Source organism: Pseudomonas fluorescens (assembly GCF_018614775.1).
GTDB classification, from domain to species: Bacteria; Pseudomonadota; Gammaproteobacteria; order Pseudomonadales; family Pseudomonadaceae; genus Aquipseudomonas; species Aquipseudomonas fluorescens_BY.
In genome coordinates this window covers 14004-38845 of the sequence record NZ_JAGGOF010000040.1, presented here as the reverse complement: position 1 = coordinate 38845, position 24842 = coordinate 14004, and the positions used below count along the sequence as shown (strand labels likewise).

Sequence of the window (24842 nt, the reverse complement as noted above, 5' to 3'; positions counted from 1 at the left end):
AATCATTCTGCCGTTGGTGGCTCGTTGCCGGCGTGACGAGCCAAGGTGTTGGCGCCGTGGCGACGTCAACCTGTGTTGAGTTCTAACCAAAGCGTCACACGGATGGAATGATCGTTTTGTCATAAGCACGTAACAATAAAGACGCTAGGGCGATAAGTAACTTGATGTTCGGCGTCCGCTTTTGAGCAAGACCCCTGTATGATCGGCCCTGCGCTGAACGGCGCCATCCTCGCCTGGATGAGAATGTCCTCCGGTTGCACTCGGGTACTATTCGACGAAAGGGACGAGTTTTCATAATTTGTTGCACAGAATTTTTTATCTGCCCCCGCATCCAAGCTCTTTTAACCTGAGCAGCGAGGGTGGAACGGCACACGTTCGTGCCCCGCGGGTGTTCTTGAGAAAAGCACCTGATCGAACCCGACCCGGCAATGCGTTGCCCGGTCCACTTAGCCAAAGGCGCTGGAAATCCCATGTCCGACCGTTTCGAACTCTTCCTCACTTGCCCCAAGGGCCTCGAAGGCCTGCTCATCGAGGAAGCCGTCGGGCTTGGCCTTGAAGACGCGCGCGAGCACACTTCCGCCGTGCGTGGCATGGCCGACATGGAAACCGCGTATCGCCTGTGCCTGTGGTCGCGCCTGGCCAACCGCGTGTTGCTGGTCCTCAAGCGTTTCCCGATGAAGGACGCCGAAGACCTGTACCACGGCGTGCTGGACGTCGACTGGCAAGACCATATGCTGGCCGACGGCACCCTGGCGGTGGAGTTCAGCGGCCACGGCTCGGGCATCGACAACACCCACTTTGGCGCCCTGAAGGTCAAGGACGCCATTGTCGACAAGCTGCGCACCCCGTCGGGTGAGCGGCCTTCTATCGACAAGCTCAACCCGGATCTGCGCATCCACCTGCGCCTGGACCGTGGCGAAGCGATCCTTTCCCTGGACCTGTCCGGGCACAGCCTGCACCAGCGCGGCTATCGCTTGCAGCAGGGCGCCGCGCCGCTGAAGGAAAACCTTGCCGCCGCGATCCTGATCCGTGCCGGCTGGCCGCGCATTGCCGCCGAAGGCGGGGCGCTGGCCGACCCGATGTGCGGCGTGGGCACGTTCCTGGTGGAGGCCGGGATGATCGCTGCCGACATGGCGCCCAACCTGCGTCGCCAGCAGTGGGGCTTCACCGCGTGGCTCGGCCATGTGCCGGCGTTGTGGAACAAGCTCCACGACGAGGCCAGCGAGCGCGCCGCCGCCGGGCTGGCCAAGCCACCGTTGTGGATCCGCGGCTACGAGGCCGATCCACGGCTGATCCAGCCGGGCCGCAACAACGTCGAGCGTGCCGGCCTGAGTGAGTGGATCAAGATCTATCAAGGCGAAGTCGCCACGTTCGAGCCGCGTCCGGACCAGAACCAGAAAGGCCTGGTGATCTGCAACCCACCGTACGGCGAGCGCCTGGGCGACGAAGCCAGCCTGCTTTATCTTTACCAGAACCTCGGCGAGCGCCTGCGCCAGGCGTGCCTGAACTGGGAAGCCGCGGTGTTCACCGGCGCGCCGGACCTGGGCAAGCGCATGGGCATTCGCAGCCACAAGCAGTATTCATTCTGGAACGGCGCCTTGCCGTGCAAGTTGCTGCTGATCAAGGTGCTGCCGGACCAGTTCGTCACCGGCGAGCGTCGCACCCCGGAACAGCGTCAGGCCGAGCGCGAGCAAGCGCAGTACGATCAGGCCCCCGAAGTACCGCAAGAGCGCCAGTACAACAAGAACGGCAACCCGATCAAGCCGGCCCCGGCACCTGCCCCCGTGGTGGAGCAGGCACGCTTGAGCGAAGGCGGGCAGATGTTCGCCAATCGCCTGCAAAAAAACCTCAAGTTGCTGGGTAAGTGGGCCAAGCGTGAAGGCGTGGACTGCTACCGGGTCTACGATGCCGACATGCCGGAATACGCCATGGCCATCGACCTGTACCACGACTGGGTGCATGTGCAGGAATACGTCGCGCCAAAATCCATCGACCCGGAAAAAGCCTCGGCCCGGCTGTTCGATGCCCTGGCGGCCATTCCCCAGGCGCTGAACGTCGACAAGAGTCGCGTGGTGATCAAGCGTCGCGAACGCCAGAGCGGCACCAAGCAGTACGAGCGCCAGAGCGCCCAGGGCAAGTTCACCGAGGTCAACGAGGGCGGCGTGAAGCTGTTGGTCAACCTCACCGACTACCTGGACACCGGGTTGTTTCTCGACCATCGGCCGATGCGCCTGCGGATCCAGAAAGAGGCGGCCGGCAAACGCTTCCTCAACCTGTTCTGCTACACCGCGACCGCCAGCGTCCACGCGGCCAAGGGCGGTGCCCGGAGCACCACCAGCGTCGACCTGTCGAAAACCTACCTGGACTGGGCGCGGCGCAACCTGTCGCTCAATGGTTTCTCGGACAAGAACCGCCTCGAGCAGGGCGACGTGATGGCCTGGCTGGAAGCCAGCCGTGACGAGTACGACCTGATCTTCATCGACCCGCCGACCTTCTCCAACTCCAAGCGCATGGAAGGGATCTTTGACGTGCAACGCGATCACGTCCAGCTCCTGGACCTGGCCATGGCCCGCCTGGCACCGGGCGGCGTGTTGTATTTCTCCAACAACTTCCGCAAGTTCCAGCTCGAGGACAACCTCGGCGAGCGCTACGCAGTGGAAGAGATCACGGCCAAGACCATTGATCCGGATTTTGCCCGCAACGGCAAGATCCACCGTGCCTGGAAGATCATGGCCCGCTGACAGATTGTCGATTGGATCCACGCAAGCCTTGTAAATCAAGGCTTTCAGCCGCATTTTGGGGCTGGTCAAACTAATGGCTAATAGCTATAACTTAGCCTGCGGCCGGGCGGAGCTTACCGCCTGGTTCCTTTCTGAGTCGTGTCTATGGCCTTGCATCAGGTGCGCCCCAGGATCCTGGGCTTTATCAGCGAAGACGTCTCGGCCTGGCTTGTGGCAACGCTGGTCTTGCTGGCCGGTACGTTTCTGACCGGTATGCTGAGTTGGGCGATGTTGAATCTGTTCAACCAGCAGTTACGCCAGCGCTTCGAGCTGCAAGCCGAGGAGCGGTTCAGCCGGGTCGAAGAACGATTCCAGGAGCAGGAGCAACGCCTTGACGGGCTGAGGCGTTTCTTTGCCAACTCGGAAGGGGTTTCCGAACAGGAGTTTCATGGCTACGCCGAAACGTTGCTGCGCCATACCCAGGCCTACGCCTGGGTGCCACGGGTGCTTGGTGACGAGCGGCAGGTATTCGAGCAACAGGCCCGCAATGACGTGGGTGCCAACTTCATCATTCGTGAAGCGGACGACTCCGGTGGCCTGCGACAGGCTACAGAGCGGGCTGAATACGCGCCGATCCTCTATGTGCAGTGCAAGAATGCCTACGAATCAACGCTGGGTTTCGACCTGCTTTCCCATCCCTTGCGTCGTGCAGTGCTCGAGCGGGCTCATCGCCAGAAAAAAACGGCGGTGTCGGAGCCGCTGGATCTGGTGGGTGTCGACCCTGCCTTTGTCCGTGGTGTGTTGCTGGTAGCGCCGGTTACCCGGGCACCCGCCACGGAGCCCTTCGGTTATGTGGTGGCCGCCATCAGCATGCGCCAACTGGTGGGCGATGGCCTGCCGGCTTCCGGTCATGACAATCTCTCGATGCGGGTCATCGACCTGTCTGCCGAGGACCGTGAGGAAGCCCTGTTCGAATCTCCCAGCCCGGCGGGCCAGAGTGATCTGTCGGCGACGCGCCTGGTACGCCTGGCCGATCGGGATTATCGGATAGAGTTGCGACCCAGCAAGATGTTCCTGTCGACCAACCACTCTTCGGTCACGAGCCTGGTGGTGTTGGGCGGCTTGCTGAGCCTGCTGCTCAGCGCCTTGCTCTATGTGCTGGTCAGCCAGCGGCAACGGGCCCTGAAACTGGTGGAGCAACGGACCGGTGAACTGCGTGCCAGGGAGCAGGAGTTGCGCGGTACCCATGGCCAGTTGCGTGGGGTACTGGATGCCGCGACTGAAGTGGCGATCATCGCCACCGACCTGCGCGGTGTCATCACCACCTTCAACGTCGGCGCCGAACAGATGCTTGGCTATCCAAGCTGCGAGGTCCTGCAAAGCATGACCCTGGAGAGCCTGCATGTGCCCCGCGAGCTTCAGGCCCGGGCCGCCCAGCTCGGTGCACGTTTTGGCAAGCCGATTCCGACGTGCCACGCGATGCTGCTCGAAGGCGGCGAACAGGGCGGGCAGCAGGCGCGGGAATGGACCCTGGTGCGCCGCGATGGCAGTCATCTGACCGTGAACATGCTGGCCACGCCAATGCTTGATGATCAGGGGCTGTGGGTCGGACACCTGGCGATCTGCATCGACATCACCGAACGCAAGCGTGTCCACGAAGCGCTGGCCGCCCGCGACCTGTTGCTGAAGAAACTCAGCGCCCATGTGCCTGGGGGAATCTACCAGTTCAAGATGGATTTCAACGGCCGTTTCAGCGTGATCTATGCCAGTGACGGCATTCGCGACATCTACGAACTGGAACCTGATGTGCTGGTGCAGAATGCCGAAGCGGTTTTTTCGCGCATTCACTGCCTGGATACCGAAAGGGTCCGTGCCTCGATCCGTGCTTCGGCCAATACCTTGAGCCCTTGGCGCGAAGAGTATCGACTTCAACTGCCGCAACGCGGGTTACGCTGGGTGCGCGGTGAGGCCACGCCCGAGGAGCTGCCCGGGGGCGGGGTGTTGTGGCACGGTTATATCTCGGACATTTCCGATCTCAAACGGGTGGAGGAAGAGCTGCGGGCCCTGTCGGTGACGGACGCCCTGACCGGCATTCGCAACCGCCGTTATTTCCAGGAGCGGCTGACGTCGGAGATGGCCCGGGTCGAGCGCGGATCCGGCGGCCTGGCAGTGATCATGCTCGATATCGACCACTTCAAGCGCATCAACGATCAGCACGGCCATGCGGTCGGCGACCGGGTGTTGCAAGCGGTCTGCCAGCGCGTTGCCCAGCGGTTGCGACGCACCGACGTGTTCTGCCGGCTGGGAGGGGAAGAGTTCGTGGTCTTGTGCCCGGACACCGACGGCGAGAGTGCCTATGCCCTGGCCCTGGGTTTGTGGGAAGGCTTGCGGGCTGCTCCCATGGAGGGCGTAGGCGTCGTCACCGCCAGCTTCGGTATCGCCACTTGGCGCGCCGGCGAGGGCGCCGACTCCCTGCTGCTGAGGGCGGACTCGGGCGTGTATGCGGCCAAGCAGGCCGGCCGGGATCGCGTGGAAACGCAGTTGGGATAGCGGCGTGGCTCACTTGCGCTATCGCGAGCAGGCTCCTACAAGGGTTGAGGGAGCCGTGATTGTCGGGCTTCGTACCTGCATGGTTGCGATGCATTTCAGGCAATTCCTCAGAAATTTCCTACACTCATTCCACGCCTGCCGTCACAGGGCAGGCCCATGGACGGTTCGCTGTTCTCCCGCATTGGCAGTCCGAACCCATCAGCCGGTCGCCCTGACTTGACGTGAAGTCGGTGGTGTTCCGGGCCGACTACGCCAAGCGAAACACCTGATCCTGATGATGCAGCTTCTACGCACAGGCCTGGCGGCGCTGTTGCTGGGCTCATTGAGCGTGACGCCAGCGGTTGCGGCGGCCCCCGAGACGCTGCAAGTGCTTGGGCGTTCGATAGTGGATGACTATTCAGTCTCCCTGGGGGCGGCGGACCGGGCCTGGCTGCGCCAGAAGGGCACGCTGCTGCTGGGCGAATCGGCGCCGGACTACGCGCCTTTCGGCATGACCGGGGATGGTCGCAGCTATGAGGGCCTGACCGCCGACTATGCGCAATTGCTGGGGCAGTTGTTGCAGGTCAAGGTGCTGGTCCAGCGCTATCCGTCCCGGGCCGAATCGCTCCAGGCCTTGCGTGGTGGGGAGATCGACATGCTCGGCAATGCCAACGGCTTCGAGGCCGGTGACCCTGGCCTGGCAATGTCCCAGGCCTACGCCGATGACCTGCCCACCCTGGTGGCCCGTATCGACGATAGCCAGGATCTGCCCCCGGACCTGGCGGGCAAGCGGGTGGCGATGCTTTATCACTACCTGCCGCCGGACACGGTCGAGGCGTTCTACCCCGATGCGACCTTGCAGCTTTACCCCTCGACCCTGAGCGCTATCGGCGCCGTCGCGTTCGGTCAGGCCGACGTCTACCTGGGCGATTCGATCAGCGCCAATTACCTGATCAGCAAGAACTACTTGAACAATGTCCAACTCGCGGACTTTTCCCGCCTGGAAGTGCAGCCGTTCGCCTTCGCGGTCAGCCGCGACAACGCACGCCTGTTGCGCATTCTCAACGCTGCCCTGCAAGCCATTCCCGCCGCAGAGCGCATGACCATCCTGCGCCGCTGGAGCGCAGGTGGCGCGAGCATGCCGGGACAGCAGGCCTTGCAGTTCAGTGTCAGGGAGCAGCGCTGGCTGGACGCCCACCCGCGGATCAAAATGGCGGTCAACGAAAACTTCCCGCCGCTGACGTTCATCGATGATCAAGGCCAGTTGCGCGGCATCAGTGCCGATGTACTGGCAAGGATCAGTCTGCGCACCGGCCTGAAATTCGATCTCCAGCGCGGCCATTCGCTCAACGAGCTGATCGAGCAGGTCAGGAGCGGCAAGGCCGATGTGCTGGCGGCCGCGCTGGTCAGTCCCGAACTGGAGGAGCAGTTGCGCTTCACCCGGCCGTACCTGACCCCTCCATTTGTGTTGGTGGCGCCGCGCAAGGCTGCGGTCGCGTTGACCTTGGACCAGATGGACGGCAAGCGCCTGGCATTGCCCCGTGGTTATGTGCTGAATGAGTACCTGCTGGAAGCCTTTCCCCACGTGCAAGTCGTACCGGCTGAAAATGCCACCGACGCGATGGCGATGGTCGCCGCTGGCACGGTGGATGGCGCAGTCAACTCGCTGATCAGTGCCCGCTACCTGATTTCCCGCCAGTACCGCGACCGGCTGCAAATCACCAGTACCGTGGGCACCTTGCCGGCCCGTGTGGCCCTGGTGACCCAGCGCGATTCGGTGGAGCTGCATTCGATCCTGGACAAGGCACTGCTGAGCATTTCCCCCGAAGAAATGGACGAACTGACCAACCGCTGGCGCAGTGAAGTGGTGATCGACAACAGCTATTGGCTGCGCAACCGCACCACCATTCTCCAAGGGTTTGCCATCGCCGCATTGTTATTGCTGGTGACCTTGGGCTGGGTCGTTTACCTGCGACGGTTGCTGGAGCAATTGCGGGTGGCGAAGCAAAGCGCCGATGACGCCAATCGAGCCAAGACCACGTTCGTCGCGACCATGAGCCATGAAATCCGTACGCCGATGAATGCGGTGATCGGCATGCTGGAACTGGCGCTGAAAAAAGCCGACCAGGGTGTCATCGACCGGTCCGCCATCGAAGTCGCTTCGGGGGCAGCCCGCGGCATGCTCGGCTTGATCGGCGACATTCTCGACATCGCTCGCATCGAGTCGGGAAAGCTCTCGTTGACGCCGGAGCAGGCCAGCTTGCGCGAGCTGATCGAGGCGGTGGTGCGGATGTTCGAAGGCCTGGCCCGACAGAAACACCTGCGCTTGCAACTGACCGTAGATGCCTCGATCGACCGCGACGTGTCAATCGATCCGCTGCGCTTCAAACAGATCGTGTCGAACCTGCTGGGCAACGCGATCAAATTCACCGACCAGGGCGAGGTGCGTCTGACGGTGCACGGCGAACCAGGACTCGAGGACGAACGCCTGGACATTTGCCTGCGGGTCGAAGACACCGGCAGCGGTATTACCGTCGAGGATCAGCGACGCCTGTTCAGCCCGTTTACCCAGGGGGGCCATCACCCACAGTCGGCCCGTGGCGGCTCCGGGTTGGGGCTGGTCATCAGCCGCACCTTGTGCGAAATGATGGGCGGCACCCTGACCTTGAGCAGCGTGCCGGGGCAGGGCACCCAGGTGGAGGTATTGCTGAGCCTGCCCGTGCTTGACGCGCGGGCACCGGCGCCGCTCGTCGAGGCCGAGGCGCTGGTGGCGGTGCGGCCGCTGAAGATCCTGGTGGTCGACGATTACCCGGCCAACCGCCTGCTGCTGACCCGGCAACTGAGCTACCTGGGGCATCGCGTCCGGGACGCGCAGGACGGGGTCCAGGGGCTGAACGCCTGGCGCAGCGAGCACTTTGATGTGGTCATTACCGACTGCAACATGCCGTTGATGAGCGGCTACGAACTGGCTCGCACGCTGCGCGACGAGGAGCGCGGCCGCGGCTTGCCGGCGACGGTGATCCTCGGGTTGACGGCTAATGCCCAGCCCGAGGAAAAACGCCGCTGCGCCGAAGCCGGGATGGACGATTGCCTGTTCAAACCCATTGGCCTACGGGAACTCAATGCGCATCTGGCCTCGGCCATACCGGATGCAGCAATGTCGTCATCCACTGGCGACTTCGATGTGTCCAGCCTCGAACAATTGACGGGCAGCGACCCGATTGCCATCAACCAACTGCTGGAGCAATTGCTCAGCAGCAACGTTGAAGATGAAGCGCGGTTGCTGCGTTTATCCAGCCAACACGACCTGCCGGGCCTGGCGGACCTGGCGCATCGGATCAAGGGCGGGGCGCGGCTGATCAAGGCGCAACGCCTGGTCGACGCCTGCGAGGCGCTTGAAAGCGCCTGTCGTGGCCCCGACCGGGCCTCGCTCGCCCAAGCCGTGGAGGACCTGCGCGACGCCATGGGTCAATTGGCTGAACGATTGGAGATCCATATGGCGGGAACTTCCGGTTTCAGCGAATCATGAAACGGTTTCCTAGGATGGATCCCATCGCCACAAGGAATATGTCCTGCTTTATTTTGGGAATCGTCCTACAGCGCCCCACAAACGCTTCCTCTAGCCTGACGCCCCTCAATGTTTACGAGCCGGTTCCTGCCGGGCGCGTTGCCAGTGGAATGCCTGCCATGCCGAACAAAGCACTACGTATCCTGATTGCCGACACCCAACACACCTATCGAATCGTGCTGGAGCGCCTGTTCAACCAGCTGGGCTATTTCCGGATTGTACCGGTCAGTGATGTGCAAGCCTTGTTGACGCTGGTGGAGTACGGTAGCGAACCGTTCGACCTGGTGATCGTCAACGCCGGGCTGGCGCAAGGAGCGCTGGACCTGCACGGTTTCGCTCTCTACAACCCGCAGATCCGTCACGCCATGATCTATAACGTCCCGTTGATCGGTCTGGCGCCGGTTCCGGTTGCGCGCAGGTCCAGCCTGCACTCCAGCCATGCTCCACTGCCTGATCTCGCTTCACTGCGGCGCTTGATGGAACGGGTCGATCCTCCGTTCAGTGAATCGCTGCAACCATCGCGGTCGCGGTCCTTGAAACAGGGCCGCGGAGGCTGATGCGGGCCGTTGGTCTGCACTGTCGGAGCTGACAGGTGGCAAGGACCTGTCGTGTGTGGAAAAGTCCGCTGCAATCAAGCATCGGCACCTTTTATATTGACGAGGGAACGGCCTTGAAAGACGTATTGATCGTGGATGACCATCCCGTCATCCGAGGGGCGTTGCGACTCATCTGCCAGAATGAGGGCTTCAACCGCGTCAGGGACGCCAGCGGCGTGGCCGATGCCCGGGACCTCATAAAGGAGGATGGGCCTGACCTGGTGATCCTCGACCTGGTGATGAATGGCTTCGACGGCCTGGACCTGCTGGTCTGGATCATGGGCCAGTTTCCCGCGTGCAACGTGCTGGTGTTCACCGCCCAGGATGCGCAGCACTTCTGCAACCGCTGCATCTCCGCCGGGGCCCGGGGCTTCGTCACCAAGAAAAGCGACCTGAAGGAGCTGATCAAGGCCATTCATGCATTGAAGTCCGGTTATGCCTACTTTCCCCAGCTGTCCGTGCGGCTCGACTTCCAGCAGCGCAGCGAACAGCAGGCCCTGGAAAGCCTCTCCACCCGCGAGTTGTCCATCCTGCGCATGCTGGCGATGGGCATGCGCGGCAAGGACATCGCCGAAAGCCTGTTCCTGAGCCCGAAAACCGTCAGCACCTACAAGACCCGCCTATTGGAAAAACTCGGGTTGAAATCACTGGTGGGCCTGTCGGATTTCGCCAAGCGTAATCATCTGTAGAAGCTTTTTGTGGGAGCGGGCTTGCTCGCGAATCCGGAGTGTCAGACGACTTGATGTTGACTGGTACGACGCCTTCGCGAGCAAGCCCGCTCCCACGGGGTTTGTGTTTATCGTTCCTTGCATAGAACGCAAAGACTGATTTTTGCCGTCTAGTGCATTCACCTGCTTGGTTTTAAGCTGTGCCATCGAATCGCAACACCTGATTTGGAGACACAGCATGAAGAACATCATCGGCCTCTACACCAGCCCACGGCCCCATTGGGTGGGCGACGGCTTCCCGGTCCGCACGCTGTTTTCCTACGACAACCTGGGCAAACACATCAGCCCGTTCCTGCTGCTGGACCATGCCGCGCCCAGCGAATTCGCCCCTACGACCGAGCGCCGCGGCGTCGGCCAGCATCCCCATCGCGGTTTCGAAACCGTAACCATCGTCTACCAGGGCGAACTGGAACACCGTGATTCCACCGGCAGCGGCGGCAAGATCGGACCCGGCGATGTGCAATGGATGACCGCTGCTTCCGGCATCATCCACGAAGAATTTCATTCCGAAGCGTTCGCCCGTCAGGGCGGCTTCATGGAGATGGTCCAGCTGTGGGTCAACCTGCCCGCGAAGGATAAGATGGCCCCGGCCGGCTACCAGACGATCCTCAAGGCAGACATTCCCAGCATCGCCCTCAAGGACGACGCCGGCAGCCTGCGCCTGATCGCCGGGCGTTTCCAAGGGCAGCAAGGCCCGGCGAAGACGTTCACGCCGATCGACGTCTGGGACATCCGCCTGAATGCTGGAAAAAACCTCACCCTCGACCTGCACGAAGGCCACAACACAGCCTTGGTGGTGCTGCGCGGCTCGGTGCAAGTCAACGGCCGCGAACGGGTCGAGGCCGGGCAGTTGGCCCTGTTCGACCGGGCCGGCGACCAGTTGACGCTGCAAGCCAATAACGATGCGGTGGTGCTGCTGCTCAGCGGCGAGCCTATCGACGAACCGATTGTCGGCCATGGCCCGTTCGTGATGAACAGCGAGCAGGAAATCCACCAGGCGTTCAGTGATTTCCATTCCGGGCATTTTGGCCGGATGGAATGACCTGCCCTCTGTGGGAGCGAGCTTGCTCGCGATAACGGTTTGTCTGTTGATACAGCGTTGACTGATACACCGCTATCGCGAGCAGGCTCGCTCCCACAGGGATTTGTGTGCCAATCTCTGCGCCAATGACCCTCCTGGAGCTGTCCCGATGCCGTCTCTGATCTCCGACCACCCGCTGCTCTGTGCCTTGGTGCTGCTGGTGCTCGACCTTCTGTTGTGGCGACTGGTCAGCGCGGAGCGGGCCTATTGGAAAATCGGCGCGCGGCTGGTGATTTTCTTGTTGTTCAGCGTGCTGCTGTTCAACGAAGGCCTCAACCCCATGGAGCCGGCGCAGTGGGTCGACGACGTGCCGCGGCACCTGGCGGCCACCGGTTTGCAGATTGTCTGGTGGTTGTTTGCCGCGCGAACCCTGACGGCGCTGATTGGCGCGGCGATGATGCAGCGGGTCGGCCATACCGGGCGGTTGTTACAGGATTTGCTCGGTGCAGTGATCTTCCTGATCGCCGTCATCGCGGCCCTGGCCTATGTGCTGGATTTACCGGTCAAGGGCGTGCTGGCGACGTCCGGCGCGATGGCAATCATCGTCGGCCTGGCCTTGCAGAGCACCCTGAGCGATGTGTTTTCCGGGATCGTGCTCAACACCACCAAGCCTTATCAACTCGATGACTGGATTTCCATCGACGGCACCGAAGGCCGGGTCACCGACATCGATTGGCGGGCCACGCGGCTCCAGACTGCCCAGGGCAGCATGGCGGTGATCCCCAACTCTTTGGCGGCCAAGGCCAAGGTCATCAACTTCAGCCGACCCAGCGACGTGCATGGCTTGTCCATCAGCGTCCAGGTCAGCCCGCACGCCCGGCCGCAAAAGGTCATCGAAGCGCTGGAGCGCGCGATGATCGGCTGCCGTAGCCTGCTCGCCAGCCCGATCCCCTGCGTCACGCTCAAGACCTCCAGCAGTAGCGGGGCGGAGTACGAAATCAGTGGGTTCGTGGCGTCGATGAGCCAGAAGCGTGACGTGCGCAATCAACTGTTCGACCTGGCGTTCCGGCATCTGCGGGCGTCGGGTATCAGCCTGTTGTCCACCACCGAAAGTGTGTCCGCGAGTGCGTTCTCACGGCCCAGGGCGTTGCTGGAAAGCTCGAGCATTTTTTCCACCCTGCGCCAGGAGGAAAAAGACACCTTCAGCCAGAACATGACCCTGCAGACTTTCCGCGCCGGCGACATGATCCTGCCGGCGGGGGAGGTCAGTGATCATCTGTTCATCATCGAGTCTGGCGTGGTCAGCGTGACCCTCGTGCGCAACGGCCAGATACTCGAAGGTGGGCGCATGGGGCCGGGTGAAGTGATTGGCGAAGCGGGTATCGTCGCTGACCAGGCCACACTGGCGGATTTTTCGGCAAAGACCTTCTGCAGCCTTTACCGCATCGAGAACAGCTACCTCAAACCCTGCCTCGACGCTCGTCGCGACATCAACGACGCCATGAAGAACCTGCTGGATTTTCGCATGCACCTGGCCCAGAACCTGACTCGCGAAATGCCCAAGCCGATTGCCAAGAAACGCTTCCTGCAATGGCTGCGTACCCGGGCCTGATGAATCGGTGCTGGAGTTCGGTGTGTGATCGAGCTTCATTGGCCTCCCGGACTTCCCAACAATTGGCTATTTGTCCCGCACCACGCCAGGGCTACCGTAGCGCTACACCCAATTGTTCTGGAGCTCACCATGCAACCGCGTATCGATTTCTACACCGCCTCCCCTGACGCTCTCAAGGCCATGCTGGCCCTGGAAACCGCTGTTTCGAAACTGGGCCTGGAGAAGTCCCTGCTCGAACTGGTCAAGCTGCGTTCTTCGCAAATCAACGGCTGTGCCTTCTGCATCGACATGCACACCGCCGACGCCCGCAAGGGCGGCGAGACCGAACGTCGCCTGTACGCCGTGACCGCCTGGCGCGAAGCGCCCTTCTTCACCGGTCGCGAACGCGCCGCGCTGGCCTGGACCGAAGCCCTGACCCGCCTGAGTGACAGCCATGCGCCGGACGCCGACTACGAACTGCTGAACGAGCATTTCAACCCCAAGGAAATGGTCGACCTGACCGTGGCGATCAACACCATCAACGGCTGGAACCGCCTGGCGGTAGGCTTCCGCAAGATGCCCGAGGCATAAGCCACCGCAACCAACTGCAAATCCCTCCCTGTGGGAGCGAGCCTGCTCGCGATTGCGGTGTATCAGTCGAATGAATGCCGGCTGACACTCAGCTATCGCGAGCAGGCTCGCTCCCACGCAGGTATTGCTGCCCTGCCAGGTAACGAAGGCTCAGACCTTCAACACTTTCCCACTGCCCGCCACCGCCACCAGCGATAACGCAATCAACCCGAAAGCCACGCTCAAGCTGCTGCCATGGGCAACGAAGCCGATCAGCGCGGGGCCGGCGAGGATGCCGGCGTAGCCGATGGTGGTGATGGCCGGCACGGCGATCGCTTCAGGCATCAGGGTCTGTTTGCCGACGGCGGTGTACAGCACCGGCACGATGTTCGAACAACCGGCGCCCACCAACGCGTACCCCAGCAACACCGCTTGCCACATCGGCGCCAGGGTTGCCAGCACGAACCCGGCGGCAGCGGTCGCGCCGCCGTAGATGATCACGCGCCTGGCGCCCAGGCGATGCACCACCGCGTCACCCGTCAGCCGGCCAACGGTCATGGTCAGCGCGAAGGCGGCATACCCCAGCCCGGCGTAAGCGGTGTCGACTCCACGCTCGGTGGTCAGGAACACCGCGCTCCAGTCCAGCACTGCGCCTTCAGCCAGGAACACGATGAAACACAGGACGCCGATAAACAGCACCACACCGTGGGGGATGGCAAACGCCGGTCCCGAGCTTTCGCTGCCATAGGGCAGCAGATGCGGCGCTGCCTTGAACAACGCCACCAGCAACACGCCGTTGACCACCAGCGTCGCGCCCAGGGGGGAAAGCCCCAGGCCGAGCAGGGCGCTTACCCCGGCGGCACCGATGATGCCGCCGAGGCTGAACATGCCATGGAAACCCGACATCATGGTCTTGCCGCTGGCCCGCTCGACGATCACCGCTTGCAGGTTCACGGTGGAATCCACCGTGCCGAGCCCGGCGCCAAACAGGAACAACGCCGCCACCAGCCAGGGGAACGAGGTCATCGTCGCCAGCAGGGGCAGCGCCAGGCAGATCAGGAGCGTGCCGCCGCTGAGTACCCGACGGCAGCCGAACCGCGCCGCCAGTGCGCCGGAAACCGGCATCGCCAGGATCGATCCCACGCCCAGGCACAGCAACAGCAAGCCGAGGGTGCCTTCGTCCAGGTTCGCCCGCACCTTGGCGTACGGCACCAGCGGTGCCCAGGCGGCGATGCCGATGCCGGCGATGAGGTAGGCGATGCGGGTGGACATCTGTTCCAGGCGTCCGGGAGCAAAGGTGGGTGGGGGCGTGATGGCGGTCATGAATCGTCCTTGGTTGGCGTGCGATGCGGTGATGTGGGCGCAGGCCTATGCTGGCATATCCACTGACCGCTCCGCGACCCCAAGGTGCTAACCGATGCACCTGCGGCGCGAGCAGGCTTTGCTCCAGCGGGCGTGAACGGCATACAGTGGCGCCCCTTGCTGGTTGATCGCGGATCGGGTCCATGACGCAGTTTTATGATGCACGCGGCAATATCTATGGTGTGGTTTCACCGCAACGGGTTCGTGCCCAGGGTGTGGACTTACCGCCATCGGCGGCCCTGGCGGCACAGGCCCGCGAGTCCTGGGCCATGGCTGCCGTGCACGCGTTCTGCGCCTGGGCGCCGGGTGAGCAACCGCCGGGCGCCAAGGCCCATCGCAGCGACGGTCTGCTGATCGGGCCGTTCCAGAGCGAGCCGCCCTTCGACGTGCTGATCGTCAACACCGACGGCACCCTGGCCGAGCGCAGCGGCAACGGCCTGACGATATTCTCCCAGGCTTTGCAGGCGCAGGGCCTGATGCCGGGGAAGGATGATTGTGTGTTGCAGGTTCATCACGACAAACACGATGGCCTGTCACCGCTGCAAACGTCGGTGCGAGCCGCTGAGTTCGAGGGTGAGCAGGGTTTCTGGCTGAACCTGGGACAACCGTTGTTCGGACCGCGAGCCGTCGCCGCGCAACCGTTGGAAAACGTGCGCTTCAACCAGCGCGAAGTCAGTCGAGTGGCGGCGCTCAATGCGTTGAATCCGGGGTGGGGCTACAGCCAGTTCGTGAATATCGGCAACCCGCATTGCGTGACATTGGTGGACGGCGCTGCTGCGCTGCCGAGCAACGCGCAGATGCGCGCCCCGGTCCTTTCTGAAAGCCTGACCCGCATCGCCTATGCCGCGCCCGGTGGCGCGGGGATTCCATGCCTGGCGGGGGTGAACCTGCAATGGGCCTGGCTTGAAGCCGAGGGACGAATCGCTGCGAGGGTATTTGAGCGGGGCGAAGGGCCTACCGCCTCCTCGGGCACCAGCGCCAGCGCCGTGGCGAGCGCTGCCTGGCGGGTGGGGTGGGTAAAGGCGGGGCCGGTGAGGGTGGTGATGCCGGGCGGCACGGCGCCGATCCTGTTGCAGGAGCAGGCTGGGGAGCTGGTGCGGGTCAGTTTGTTTGGGGTGGCGCGGGAGCTCTAGCTGATATTTCTGTGTTGGAGCGGATGACGCTATCGCGAGCAGGCTCGCTCCCACATTGGATCTTCAGGGGGCACATATTATTGTGTCTGGCACTGTCCCCTGTGGGAGCGAGCCTGCTCGCGATAGCGGCGGCACATCCAACCTTAATGCAACTGACCCACTGCTACTGTCAACCCACCGTCGCCGCAAACTCCACCACCGGCATCTGCCGCTTCATCAACACTTCACCGTTGCGGATCGAGTAGAGCGGCAATCCCTGGCTGCGGATCACTTCGTAGTCGCTGTCGGCCGAGAGGATCAGCAGGTTCGCCGGGCGGCCGGGTTCCAGCCCGTAGCGCTCGCCCAGGGCCATGGCCTTGGCGCTGTTGTCGGTCACCAGGTCGAGGGCGCTCTGCAGGTTGCGGTAGCCGAGCATGTGGCAAATGTGCAGCCCGGCTTCCAGGACCCGCAGGATGTTGCCGTTGCCCAGGGGGTACCAAGGGTCGACGATGGAGTCCTGGCCGAAACACACGTTCATCCCGGCTTCGAGCAATTCATTGACCCGGGTGACGCCGCGGCGTTTGGGGAAGGTGTCGAAGCGGCCTTGCAGATGAATGCTTTCGGTGGGGCAGGAAACGAAGCTGATGCCCGAGTGCCCGAGCAAGCGGAACAGCTTGGCGCAGTAGGCGTTATCGTAGGACCCCATGGCGGTGGTGTGGCTGGCGGTGACCCGGGAGCCCATGTCGCGGCTGCGGGCTTCTTCGGCAAGCACTTCGAGAAAGCGCGAGTGCGGATCGTCGGTTTCATCGCAGTGCACATCCACCAGGCAGCCGGTGCGTTCGGCCAAGTCCATCAGGAACTTCACCGAGCTGACGCCCTGGTCGCGAGTGTATTCGAAGTGCGGAATACCACCCACCACATCGGCGCCCATGCGGATCGCTTCTTCCATCAGCTCGCGGCCGTTGCGGTAGGACTCGATGCCTTCCTGGGGAAACGCGACGATCTGCATGTCGATCAGGTGACGGCTTTCCTCACGCACCTGCAGCATCGCCTTGAGGGCGGTGAGCTCGGGGTCGGTGACGTCGACGTGGGTACGCACGTGCTGGATGCCGTGGGCGGCGAGGGCCTGGATGGTTTTCCTGGCGCGGGTCCGGGTGTCTTCTTCGGTGATGGTGGCCTTGCGTTCGCCCCAGCACTCGATGCCTTCGAACAAGGTGCCGCTCATGTTCCAGCGCGGCTCGCCGGCGGTGAGGGTGGCGTCCAGGTGAATGTGCGGCTCGACAAAGGGTGGCACCACCAGGTTGCCGCCGGCATCGAGGTCCTGCGGCCCGAGACTGGGGGCCTCGGTCTGACGGGCGACGCTGGCGATCAGGCCATTTTCCAGGTGCAGTTCATGCAAGCCTTCGCGGTTGCGCAGGCGGGCGTTGATGATGTGCATCAGGCGAGTCCTTTAGAGGTCTTGTAGGGGTGCATCAGCGGTGCGGGTACCCATGACGCCGATCAATAGCACATACGTTAGCGCGCCGGTGGCGATTCCTACCAGTGGCGCCACCCAGGGCGAATTGAACGCGGCGACGGTCCCCAGCCCATAGGCAACCAACCCCGGCCAGTTGAACGCCGGCAGTTGCGTGTCGGCCAGGCGTGGGTAACGACCGCGCCAGCGGAAAAAGAAATCGGCCATGATCACGCCGCCAATCGGCGGGATCACCGTGCCCAGCAGGATCAGGTACGGCACCAGCATGTCGTACATGCCCAGCAGCGCCAGCAGGGTGCCGATCACCGCGCCGCCCAGGGTCACGGTCTTGCGCCGGCGGGTACGCAGCAGGTTGCACCCGGCCACGGCGAAGTTGTAGATGGTGTTGTCCTGGGTGCTCCAGATGTTGAGCAGCAGCATCGCCATCGCCGCCATGGCGAAGCCTTGCAACAGCAGCACTTCGACCACGTCGGGCTGCTGATAGACAATGGCCCCGTAAGCGCCGATCAGCACCATCAGACCATTGCCGAGGAAGAAGCCGATCAGGCTCGCCAGCACCGCGACCCTGGCCGAACGGGAAAATCGCGTCCAATTGGTCGCCTGGGTTGCACCACTGACGAAGGTGCCGAATACCAGGGTGATCGCGGTGGACCCATCGAGGCTTCCCGTGGGCACCACCGCCAGCAAACCCTCCAGGCCACCGACCTTCACCGTTGCCACCCACATTGACAGCATCAGCAACAACATCATGGCCGGCACGGCGATGTAGGAGAGGATTTCCAGGCCGCGATAACCGACGTAGGCCGTGGCGCAGAAACCCAGGCCGAAGAGCACCATCAGGCCCAGCACCGTGCCTTCGCCCAGCTCGAAATATCTGCCCAGTACGACGGCGGCGGTCGCCGTGCCCCAGGCATACCAGCCGATCTGGGTGAAGCCCAGGATCAGGTCGCTGAGCTTGCTGCCCACCTCACCAAAACAGAAACGCCCCATCAAGACCGAGTTGAGCCCGCTCTTGAAGGCGATGTAACCCAGGCCCGCGGCGTAGAGCCCCAGCAACAGATTGCCGATCACGATCACGGTGAGCATCTCGGCAAAACCGAACGCCACGCCCAGCTTGCCCCCGGCAAACATCGTCGCGGTGAAAAAGGTGAAGCCCAGCAGCACCATGGCCGTGGAGGCCAGGCCTTTGCGGGCGTGCATCGGTACTTCGCTCAAAGGGTAGTCGTTGCCCGATTCATTCTGAGTCATGTGGCGGTCCTTGCGCGGGAGGGGAGATGTCGCAAGCGTGCAGCGGCCGTGCCAAGCGAGTGATCGCGAGGTTATGTATAGACAATCCAGGGAATCAGGCGGGAGAAAGGCGCGAAAGCGGTGCGGGGGGTGGTTCAAATTGGAACACGGTTCTCATTGTGTGCGCGTGCTCTTTGTGGGAGCGAGCCTGCTCGCGATGGCGCCGGATCAGCCGCATTCATTTCAACTGATAGGCCGCCATCGCGAGCAGGCTCGCTCCCACAGGGATACGGATTTCTTCTGGAGGGACCGTTTTATTCGCCGTGATAAATGCAGCCGCTGGTGCATGTCTCATGGATGCGGATGGCGCTGAGTTCCGGCAGCAACGGCTTCAACTCGTTCCAGATCCACTTGGCGAGGACTTCGCTGGTGGGGTTTTCCAGGCCGGGGATGTCGTTGAGGTAGTTGTGGTCCAGGCGCTCGTAGAGCGGCTTGAAGATCGCCTTGATTTCAGAAAAGTCACGGATCCAGCCGGTGTGCGGATCAATGTCGCCGCTCAGGTGGATCGCCACTTTGAATGAATGCCCGTGAAGGCGCCCGCACTTGTGGCCGTCCGGCACGTGGGGCAGGCGGTGGGCGGATTCGAAGGTAAATTCTTTGAAGATTTCCACAGGTTCGGGCTCTTTGAAATATCGGTCGCAAGGCAGGCGGCGCAGTTTATCAGTTTGCTTGCGGCGCTGCGCGACCGTGCTGACTAAAGGGTCAGCAAACGCTCGCCCAGGCCACCGCTGGCCGTCAGTTCGAGAAACTCGTCACCGAGCCGGCGACTCTCGTCCATCGCCGTACGCCAGTATTTGCGGCGGCTCGGGTCATCCCCCATGAAACGCTTGAAGTCGTTACGGTCCGGCAGCTTGCCGTAGGGCAGGCGGGCCAGGTATTCACGCGATGGCGCCAGCAACAGCACGTCCCGCAGGCGTTCGGTGTTGCCCCGGCGCCACGGCAGACCTTTATCGAACCAGCCGGGAATGACCCGGTCAGTGAAGTGCGGGTAAAGCACGATGTCGTCGCCGCTGTAGGGCAGGTCCAGGTGATAATCCAGCAAGCCGCCGTCGCGGTAGGTGCCGGCACCGGCGCCGGGCAGGTCGCGCACGCCTTCCATCACCATCGGGATCGAGCCCGACGCCAGCAGCGCCTGGCGCAGGTTGGCGGCCTCCAGAGGCACGAACCGTGATGGAAAGTCCTTCAATGGATGCAGCGGTGGGGCGAGACGCGGGTCATGGATGATCAAGCGTTCGAAGTGCCGTGACAACCGCGCACGGCCACGCAGGTTGTCGGCGAGCACCGAGGACAGTCCCAGGCCCAACCGTCCGCGATGGTCCTGCGCCAGCAAACCGTGGCTCTTGACCACCATGATGTTGAGTCGATAGTGCGGGTTGTCGAGGATCGCGCTGTCGCGGCCTTCGAGCAGATCGTCGAGCATGCGTTGCGAACTCTGGCTGACGCCGGCCATGGTCACGCCTTTGGCGAAGCTCTGCGCATTGTACAAGGTGCCCAGGCGTCGGATCCCCTCGGCGGCATCCGGCAGGCAGGCGCTGGCGAAGCGCCAGGAACCCACCGAAGCGCCGATCAACGAGCGTTCCCGAGGCGCGGCGGGCAGCCATTCGCCGAACAGCGCCAGGTCCAGCCCTTGGATGCCCAACGCCTTCGGTCCTCCAGCGGCGCCTGGCAACGTGCCGACGTCGGCGGCGTTCAGGCCGGCCTCGCGAATGCGCGCGAACGCACGGGGGCCGGCCTTGAGGGTGAGGGCGGGGAACTTGATGTGGATGGCGGTCATACCGGTCTCGTGACGTAAGCAAGCAGAGGATTATAGCGATACCAAACCCTGTGGGAGCGAGCCTGCTCGCGATAGCGGTGTATCAGTCGAATGAATGCTGGCTGACACGGCGCTATCGCGAGCAGGCTCGCTCCCACAGGGAAGGAGGTTCACCCCTTGACCTGGGTTCCATGATGGCAATTCAGTTTCAGTTAAGTTCGCACCGATAAAGTGCGTCCGATGCACATTATAAGAAGGAGACAATCCGTGAACCCGTTGACTGCCGTTTTCATCGCGACCCTCATGACCGTATGCACTGGCCTGGCCCAGGCGCGGGACCTCGGTGCCGACGAATCCCGCAAGCTGCAGGACGCTGGTACCATCCTGAGCTTTGCAAGACTCGACGCCGCCGCCCTGGCTGAACACCCAGGCGCCACCGTGACCGATGCCGAGCTGGAAGAGGAGTACGGCAAGTACATCTATCAGCTGGAGCTGCGCGATGCCGAGGGCATTGACTGGGACATGGAACTGGACGCCGTTACCGGCAAGGTACTCAAGAATCATCAGGATACGTAATGAAGCTTAATTTACGCGCCCGCAGCCGCTGGGCGCTGGCGCTGCTGGCGTTCTGTTCGGTGGTGATGGCCCGGGACCTTGACCAGGACGAAGCCCTGCAACTGCGCCAGCAGGGCGTGATCCTGCCGTTGGAACACCTGCTGCAACAGGCGCTGGATCGCCATCCCGGTGCCAAGCTGCTGGAGGCCGAGCTGGAAGAAAAGCACGGCGTCTATATTTATGAGGTCGAGCTGCTGGACACCGACGGCGTCGTGCGCGAGCTGGACCTGGAGGCCGCGACCGGCCGTCTACTCAAAGATAAGGAAGACTGATGCGCCTGCTTCTGGTGGAAGACCACGTGCCCCTGGCCGACGAACTGATGGCCGGGCTGACGCGACAGGGGTACGCCGTCGATTGGCTCGCCGATGGACGCGACGCGGTGCATCAAGGCAGCAGCGAGCCCTACGACCTGATCATCCTCGACCTTGGCCTGCCGGGGGTGCCGGGACTCGACGTGCTGGCCCAATGGCGTGCCGGTGGGCTGGCGACGCCGGTGCTGATCCTGACCGCCCGCGGCTCCTGGGCCGAGCGCATCGAAGGCCTCAAGGCCGGGGCAGATGATTACCTGACCAAACCCTTTCACCCCGAGGAGCTGCACCTGCGGGTCCAGGCGCTGCTGCGCCGCTCCCATGGCCAGTTCAACCAACCGACGCTGCAAGCAGCCGGGCTGCATCTGGATGAAGGTCGCCAGTGCGTGGTCCGTGATGGTGCGGACATCCAGCTGACCGCCGCCGAATTTCGCCTGCTGCGCTATTTCATGCTGCACCCCGAGCAGATCCTTTCCAAAAGCCACCTCGCCGAGCACCTGTATGACGGTGAAACCGAGCGCGACTCCAATGTGCTGGAAGTCCACGTCAATCACCTGCGGCGCAAATTGGGCCGCAGCGTGATCGAAACCCGTCGCGGCCAGGGCTACCTGTTCGGCGGGCAGGCCCAGTGAGTGACATAACGTGAGGTCCATCCAGCGCCGCCTGAGCCTGGGCCTGATCGGTGTGATGGTGGTGGTCGGCCTGGTCCTGGCGCAGACCAGCCTGTGGCTGTTCGAGCTGGGTTTACAGCGTTACCTGGAAGCCGGGCTGCGCAACGACAGCGAGAACCTGCTGGTGGCCCTGGTTCGCGGCCCGCAAGGTTTGCAGCTGGATGAGCGACGGTTGTCCCCGGCCTATCAGCGACCGTTTTCCGGGCATTATTTCCGCATTGATTTTGCCGATGCTCATTGGCGCTCGCGCTCGTTGTGGGACCAGGAATTGCCACGTCTGGACCATCCGGGCTTGCACAGCAACCTGCAACTGGGGCCTGACGGGCAGAAGCTGCTGGTGCTACGCACCGACTACCGGCGCCTGGGCCAGGCGATTTCCATCAGCGTGGCCCAGGACTACACGCCGGTGCGCGATAGTTTCCGCCGGATGCAGCAGATCGGCCTCGGCCTGGGATTGGCGGGGCTGTTGCTGATTCTGTCGTTGCAACGGCTCACCGTGCGCCGCGCCTTGCGTCCGCTGGATCGGGCCCGGGAGCAGATTGCGCAGTTGCAGCGCGGCCAACGTTCGCAGCTCGACGAGCAGGTGCCCCGGGAGCTGGAACCGCTGGTGGCGCAGATCAACCATCTGCTGGCCCACACCGAAGACAGCCTGAAGCGCTCGCGCAATGCCCTGGGCAACCTCGGCCATGCCTTGAAAACCCCGCTGGCGGTGCTGCAAAGCCTGGCGTCGAACGAGAAACTCGACCCGTACCCTGAATTGCGCACGCTGTTGCTTGACCAGCTGGAGCAGGTTCGCCAGCGCCTGAACCGCGAACTCAACCGCGCCCGGCTGGCCGGCGATGCCTTGCCCGGTGCGCACCTGGACTGCGACGCCGAATTGCCTGGGTTGCTGGCGACGCTGAACATGATCCACGGCGAGCACCTGCAACTGAGTTACCTCGGGCCACCCGGCTTGCATCTGCCCTGGGACCGTGAGGACCTGCTGGAACTGCTGGGCAACCTGCTGGACAACGCTTGCAAATGGGCCGATGCCGAGGTGCGTCTGACGGTGACCGAGACGGCCGAGGCGTTCATCCTGGCGGTGGAGGACGACGGCCCGGGCATCCCCGAGGACCGCCGCGCCCAGGTATTCAGCCGCGGCACGCGGCTGGATGAGCAGACCGATGGGCATGGCCTGGGGCTGGGCATCGTGCGCGACATCGTCGACAGCTGGGGTGGCACGCTCGCGCTGCACGACAGCGAGTGGGGCGGGCTGAAGGTGCTGATCGAACTGCCGCGGCGTTGACGTACCTTCAACCATCCCAAATCCCCCTGTGGGAGCGAGCCTGCTCGCGATGACGTCGGGTCAGTCACCTTGCATGCAAGCTGATAGGCCGCCATCGCGAGCAGGCTCGCTCCCACAGGGGGCTGCTGTAGTGTCTGCAAATATCGCGAACCCCTTGAAACCCGCCGCATGGCCCTTGCAGCTTGCCGCCGCTTGCGGCAAAGTCGCGCCCTTTTTGTCCGGTGGCTTTCCATCGCTGTGCTTTGAGGTAACGATGATAAATGCAGTCATTGCCGCGGTTGGCATCATGCTGGTGCTCAGCCTGGCCCGCGTGCATGTGGTGATCGCGCTGATTATTGGCGCGTTGGTGGGTGGTTTGACCGGCGGCCTGGGAATCGAAGCGACGCTCAAGGCGTTCAATGCCGGCCTGGGTGGCGGTGCGACGGTAGCGCTGTCCTACGCTTTGCTCGGCGCGTTCGCGGTAGCGATTGCCAAGTCCGGCATGGCCCACGCCCTGGCTGACAAGGCCCTGGCGCTGGTGGACCGCCAGGATGCCGCTGGCGGCTCCGGCGTCAAATGGGTGCTGATCGGCCTGCTGGGAACCGTCGCGGTCGCCTCGCAGAACGTCTTGCCGATCCACATCGCCTTCATTCCACTGCTGGTGCCGCCGTTGCTTTACGTGCTGACCAAGCTGCAACTGGATCGCCGGTTGATCGCCTGTGTCATGACCTTCGGCCTGATCACCCCCTACATGTTCCTGCCGGTGGGCTTTGGCAACATCTTCCTCAATGAAATCCTGCTCGCCAACATCGCCCGCAGCGGGGTCGACGTCAGCGGCATCAACGTCACCCACGCCATGGGCATCCCGGCGTTGGGCATGGTGTTCGGCTTGCTGCTGTCGTTGTTCAGCTACCGCAAGAAACGCGTCTACGACTTGAAGAAAATCGCCCGGGTCGAGCAAGTGGCGGTGCGCTACAACCCGATGAGCCTGATGGTGGCCGGGTTTGCCGTGGCTGCGGCGTTCGCCATTCAGTTGCTGGTGGATTCGATGATCATCGGCGCCCTGGTCGGCTTCCTGATTTTCTCGCTGTCGGGGGTGGTGCGCTGGCGCGAGACCGACGATCTGTTCACCGAAGGCATGAAGATGATGGCAATGATCGGTTTCATCATGATTGCTGCCTCGGGGTTTGCCGAAGTGATGAAGGCCACCGGTGAAGTCCAGAGCCTGGTGCAAACCTCGGCGGCCTGGATCGGCCACAACAAGGGCATCGGTGCGCTGATCATGCTGCTGGTCGGGCTGCTGGTGACCATGGGCATCGGTTCGTCGTTCTCGACGGTGCCGATCCTGGCGACGATTTTCGTGCCGCTGTGCCTGCAACTGGGTTTCAGTCCGCTGGCGATCGTCTGCATCGTTGGCACCGCCGGCGCCCTGGGCGATGCCGGCTCGCCCGCCTCGGACTCGACCCTGGGCCCTACCTCCGGCCTGAACATCGACGGCCAGCACCATCACATCTGGGACACCGTGGTCCCGACCTTCATCCACTACAACCTGCCGTTGCTGGCGTTTGGTTGGGTGGCGGCGATGGTGTTGTAGTTCAAGACCGCGTCGCCTCCATCGCGAGCAGGCTCGCTCCCACAGTTTGATCGGGTTGCTCAAGTTCACCCGATCCCCC

General features: G+C 63.0%; 19 protein-coding genes. 14 read left to right on the top strand and 5 right to left on the bottom strand.

From position 1 onward, the window contains the following. Positions 1–470: 470 nt before the first annotated feature. From rlmKL to J7E36_RS11055, 8 genes are all read left to right on the top strand, one after another. Positions 471–2741, top strand: a complete 2271-nt coding sequence (gene rlmKL / locus J7E36_RS11090; RefSeq protein WP_215002738.1) for a bifunctional 23S rRNA (guanine(2069)-N(7))-methyltransferase RlmK/23S rRNA (guanine(2445)-N(2))-methyltransferase RlmL — start codon at positions 471–473, stop codon at positions 2739–2741. Positions 2742–2885: 144 nt separating this feature from the next. Beyond that, a complete protein-coding gene (locus J7E36_RS11085) occupies positions 2886–5270 on the top strand; it encodes a sensor domain-containing diguanylate cyclase (protein ID WP_215002736.1) in 2385 nt (794 codons plus the stop codon). Positions 5271–5544: 274 nt separating this feature from the next. Further along, positions 5545–8778 carry a transporter substrate-binding domain-containing protein gene (locus J7E36_RS11080; protein WP_215002734.1) on the top strand — a complete coding sequence of 1078 codons (3234 nt, stop codon included), beginning with the start codon at positions 5545–5547 and terminating at the stop codon, positions 8776–8778. Positions 8779–8936: 158 nt separating this feature from the next. Next, a complete protein-coding gene (locus tag J7E36_RS11075; RefSeq protein WP_215002732.1) occupies positions 8937–9374 on the top strand; it encodes a response regulator in 438 nt (145 codons plus the stop codon). A 113-nt stretch (positions 9375–9487) separates the two neighbouring features. Then, complete coding sequence (locus J7E36_RS11070) at positions 9488–10102, top strand: response regulator transcription factor (protein WP_215002730.1); 615 nt, start codon at positions 9488–9490, stop codon at positions 10100–10102. A 217-nt stretch (positions 10103–10319) separates the two neighbouring features. Further along, positions 10320–11183, top strand: a complete 864-nt coding sequence (locus J7E36_RS11065) for a pirin family protein (RefSeq protein WP_215002727.1) — start codon at positions 10320–10322, stop codon at positions 11181–11183. A gap of 148 nt (positions 11184–11331) precedes the next feature. After that, entirely contained in the window at positions 11332–12774 is a 1443-nt protein-coding gene (locus J7E36_RS11060) for a mechanosensitive ion channel family protein (protein ID WP_215002725.1), read from the top strand. Between the two features lie 129 nt (positions 12775–12903). Further along, complete coding sequence (locus J7E36_RS11055) at positions 12904–13344, top strand: carboxymuconolactone decarboxylase family protein (RefSeq protein WP_215002723.1); 441 nt, start codon at positions 12904–12906, stop codon at positions 13342–13344. Between the two features lie 150 nt (positions 13345–13494). Here J7E36_RS11055 and J7E36_RS11050 read toward each other — a convergent pair whose 3' ends face one another. Beyond that, on the bottom strand, positions 13495–14646 hold the full coding sequence (locus tag J7E36_RS11050) for an MFS transporter (RefSeq protein ID WP_215002721.1): 1152 nt from the start codon (positions 14644–14646) through the stop codon (positions 13495–13497). A 182-nt stretch (positions 14647–14828) separates the two neighbouring features. On the opposite strand from J7E36_RS11050, the gene J7E36_RS11045 reads away from it, so the two are divergent. Further along, positions 14829–15818, top strand: coding sequence for a diaminopimelate epimerase (locus J7E36_RS11045; protein WP_215002719.1), 990 nt, complete (start codon positions 14829–14831; stop codon positions 15816–15818). A 169-nt stretch (positions 15819–15987) separates the two neighbouring features. On the opposite strand, the gene codA is transcribed toward J7E36_RS11045, so the two are convergent. The 4 genes from codA to J7E36_RS11025 form a co-directional block, all read right to left on the bottom strand. After that, positions 15988–17235, bottom strand: coding sequence for a cytosine deaminase (gene codA / locus J7E36_RS11040; protein ID WP_215002717.1), 1248 nt, complete (start codon positions 17233–17235; stop codon positions 15988–15990). A gap of 12 nt (positions 17236–17247) precedes the next feature. Continuing rightward, positions 17248–18519: a cytosine permease gene (gene codB, locus J7E36_RS11035; RefSeq protein ID WP_215002716.1), complete on the bottom strand. Its 1272-nt coding sequence runs from the start codon at positions 18517–18519 to the stop codon at positions 17248–17250. Positions 18520–18812: 293 nt separating this feature from the next. Next, positions 18813–19169: a 6-carboxytetrahydropterin synthase QueD gene (gene queD, locus J7E36_RS11030; RefSeq protein WP_003203918.1), complete on the bottom strand. Its 357-nt coding sequence runs from the start codon at positions 19167–19169 to the stop codon at positions 18813–18815. An 83-nt stretch (positions 19170–19252) separates the two neighbouring features. Continuing rightward, entirely contained in the window at positions 19253–20332 is a 1080-nt protein-coding gene (locus J7E36_RS11025) for a patatin-like phospholipase family protein (RefSeq protein WP_215002715.1), read from the bottom strand. A gap of 246 nt (positions 20333–20578) precedes the next feature. Between J7E36_RS11025 and J7E36_RS11020 the strand changes: the two genes are divergently transcribed. The 5 genes from J7E36_RS11020 (at position 20579) to J7E36_RS11000 (ending at position 24763) form a co-directional block, all read left to right on the top strand. After that, entirely contained in the window at positions 20579–20887 is a 309-nt protein-coding gene (locus tag J7E36_RS11020) for a PepSY domain-containing protein (RefSeq protein ID WP_215002714.1), read from the top strand. After that, on the top strand, positions 20887–21198 hold the full coding sequence (locus J7E36_RS11015; RefSeq protein WP_215002713.1) for a PepSY domain-containing protein: 312 nt from the start codon (positions 20887–20889) through the stop codon (positions 21196–21198). The genes J7E36_RS11020 and J7E36_RS11015 overlap by 1 nt, the downstream gene beginning before the upstream one ends. Next, a complete protein-coding gene (locus tag J7E36_RS11010) occupies positions 21198–21866 on the top strand; it encodes a response regulator transcription factor (protein WP_215002712.1) in 669 nt (222 codons plus the stop codon). The genes J7E36_RS11015 and J7E36_RS11010 overlap by 1 nt, the downstream gene beginning before the upstream one ends. A 10-nt stretch (positions 21867–21876) precedes the next feature. Beyond that, entirely contained in the window at positions 21877–23190 is a 1314-nt protein-coding gene (locus J7E36_RS11005) for a sensor histidine kinase (RefSeq protein WP_215002711.1), read from the top strand. 256 nt (positions 23191–23446) lie between these two features. Then, positions 23447–24763 (top strand): Na+/H+ antiporter family protein, encoded by a 1317-nt coding sequence (locus J7E36_RS11000; protein ID WP_215002810.1) that lies wholly within the window; start codon positions 23447–23449, stop codon positions 24761–24763. Positions 24764–24842 lie beyond the last annotated feature (79 nt).

Excerpts from the sequence above, each read along its gene's own strand:
- rlmKL (WP_215002738.1), top strand. The coding sequence starts at position 471 with ATGTCCGACCGTTTCGAACTCTTCCTCACTTGCCCCAAGGGCCTCGAA.
- J7E36_RS11010 (WP_215002712.1), top strand. The coding sequence starts at position 21,198 with ATGCGCCTGCTTCTGGTGGAAGACCACGTGCCCCTGGCCGACGAACTG.
- J7E36_RS11075 (WP_215002732.1), top strand. The coding sequence starts at position 8,937 with ATGCCGAACAAAGCACTACGTATCCTGATTGCCGACACCCAACACACC.
- J7E36_RS11050 (WP_215002721.1), bottom strand. The coding sequence starts at position 14,646 with ATGACCGCCATCACGCCCCCACCCACCTTTGCTCCCGGACGCCTGGAA.
- J7E36_RS11025 (WP_215002715.1), bottom strand. The coding sequence starts at position 20,332 with ATGACCGCCATCCACATCAAGTTCCCCGCCCTCACCCTCAAGGCCGGC.
- codA (WP_215002717.1), bottom strand. The coding sequence starts at position 17,235 with ATGCACATCATCAACGCCCGCCTGCGCAACCGCGAAGGCTTGCATGAA.
- J7E36_RS11045 (WP_215002719.1), top strand. The coding sequence starts at position 14,829 with ATGACGCAGTTTTATGATGCACGCGGCAATATCTATGGTGTGGTTTCA.
- J7E36_RS11015 (WP_215002713.1), top strand. The coding sequence starts at position 20,887 with ATGAAGCTTAATTTACGCGCCCGCAGCCGCTGGGCGCTGGCGCTGCTG.
- J7E36_RS11080 (WP_215002734.1), top strand. The coding sequence starts at position 5,545 with ATGATGCAGCTTCTACGCACAGGCCTGGCGGCGCTGTTGCTGGGCTCA.
- codB (WP_215002716.1), bottom strand. The coding sequence starts at position 18,519 with ATGACTCAGAATGAATCGGGCAACGACTACCCTTTGAGCGAAGTACCG.
- J7E36_RS11085 (WP_215002736.1), top strand. The coding sequence starts at position 2,886 with ATGGCCTTGCATCAGGTGCGCCCCAGGATCCTGGGCTTTATCAGCGAA.
- J7E36_RS11060 (WP_215002725.1), top strand. The coding sequence starts at position 11,332 with ATGCCGTCTCTGATCTCCGACCACCCGCTGCTCTGTGCCTTGGTGCTG.
- J7E36_RS11065 (WP_215002727.1), top strand. The coding sequence starts at position 10,320 with ATGAAGAACATCATCGGCCTCTACACCAGCCCACGGCCCCATTGGGTG.
- J7E36_RS11055 (WP_215002723.1), top strand. The coding sequence starts at position 12,904 with ATGCAACCGCGTATCGATTTCTACACCGCCTCCCCTGACGCTCTCAAG.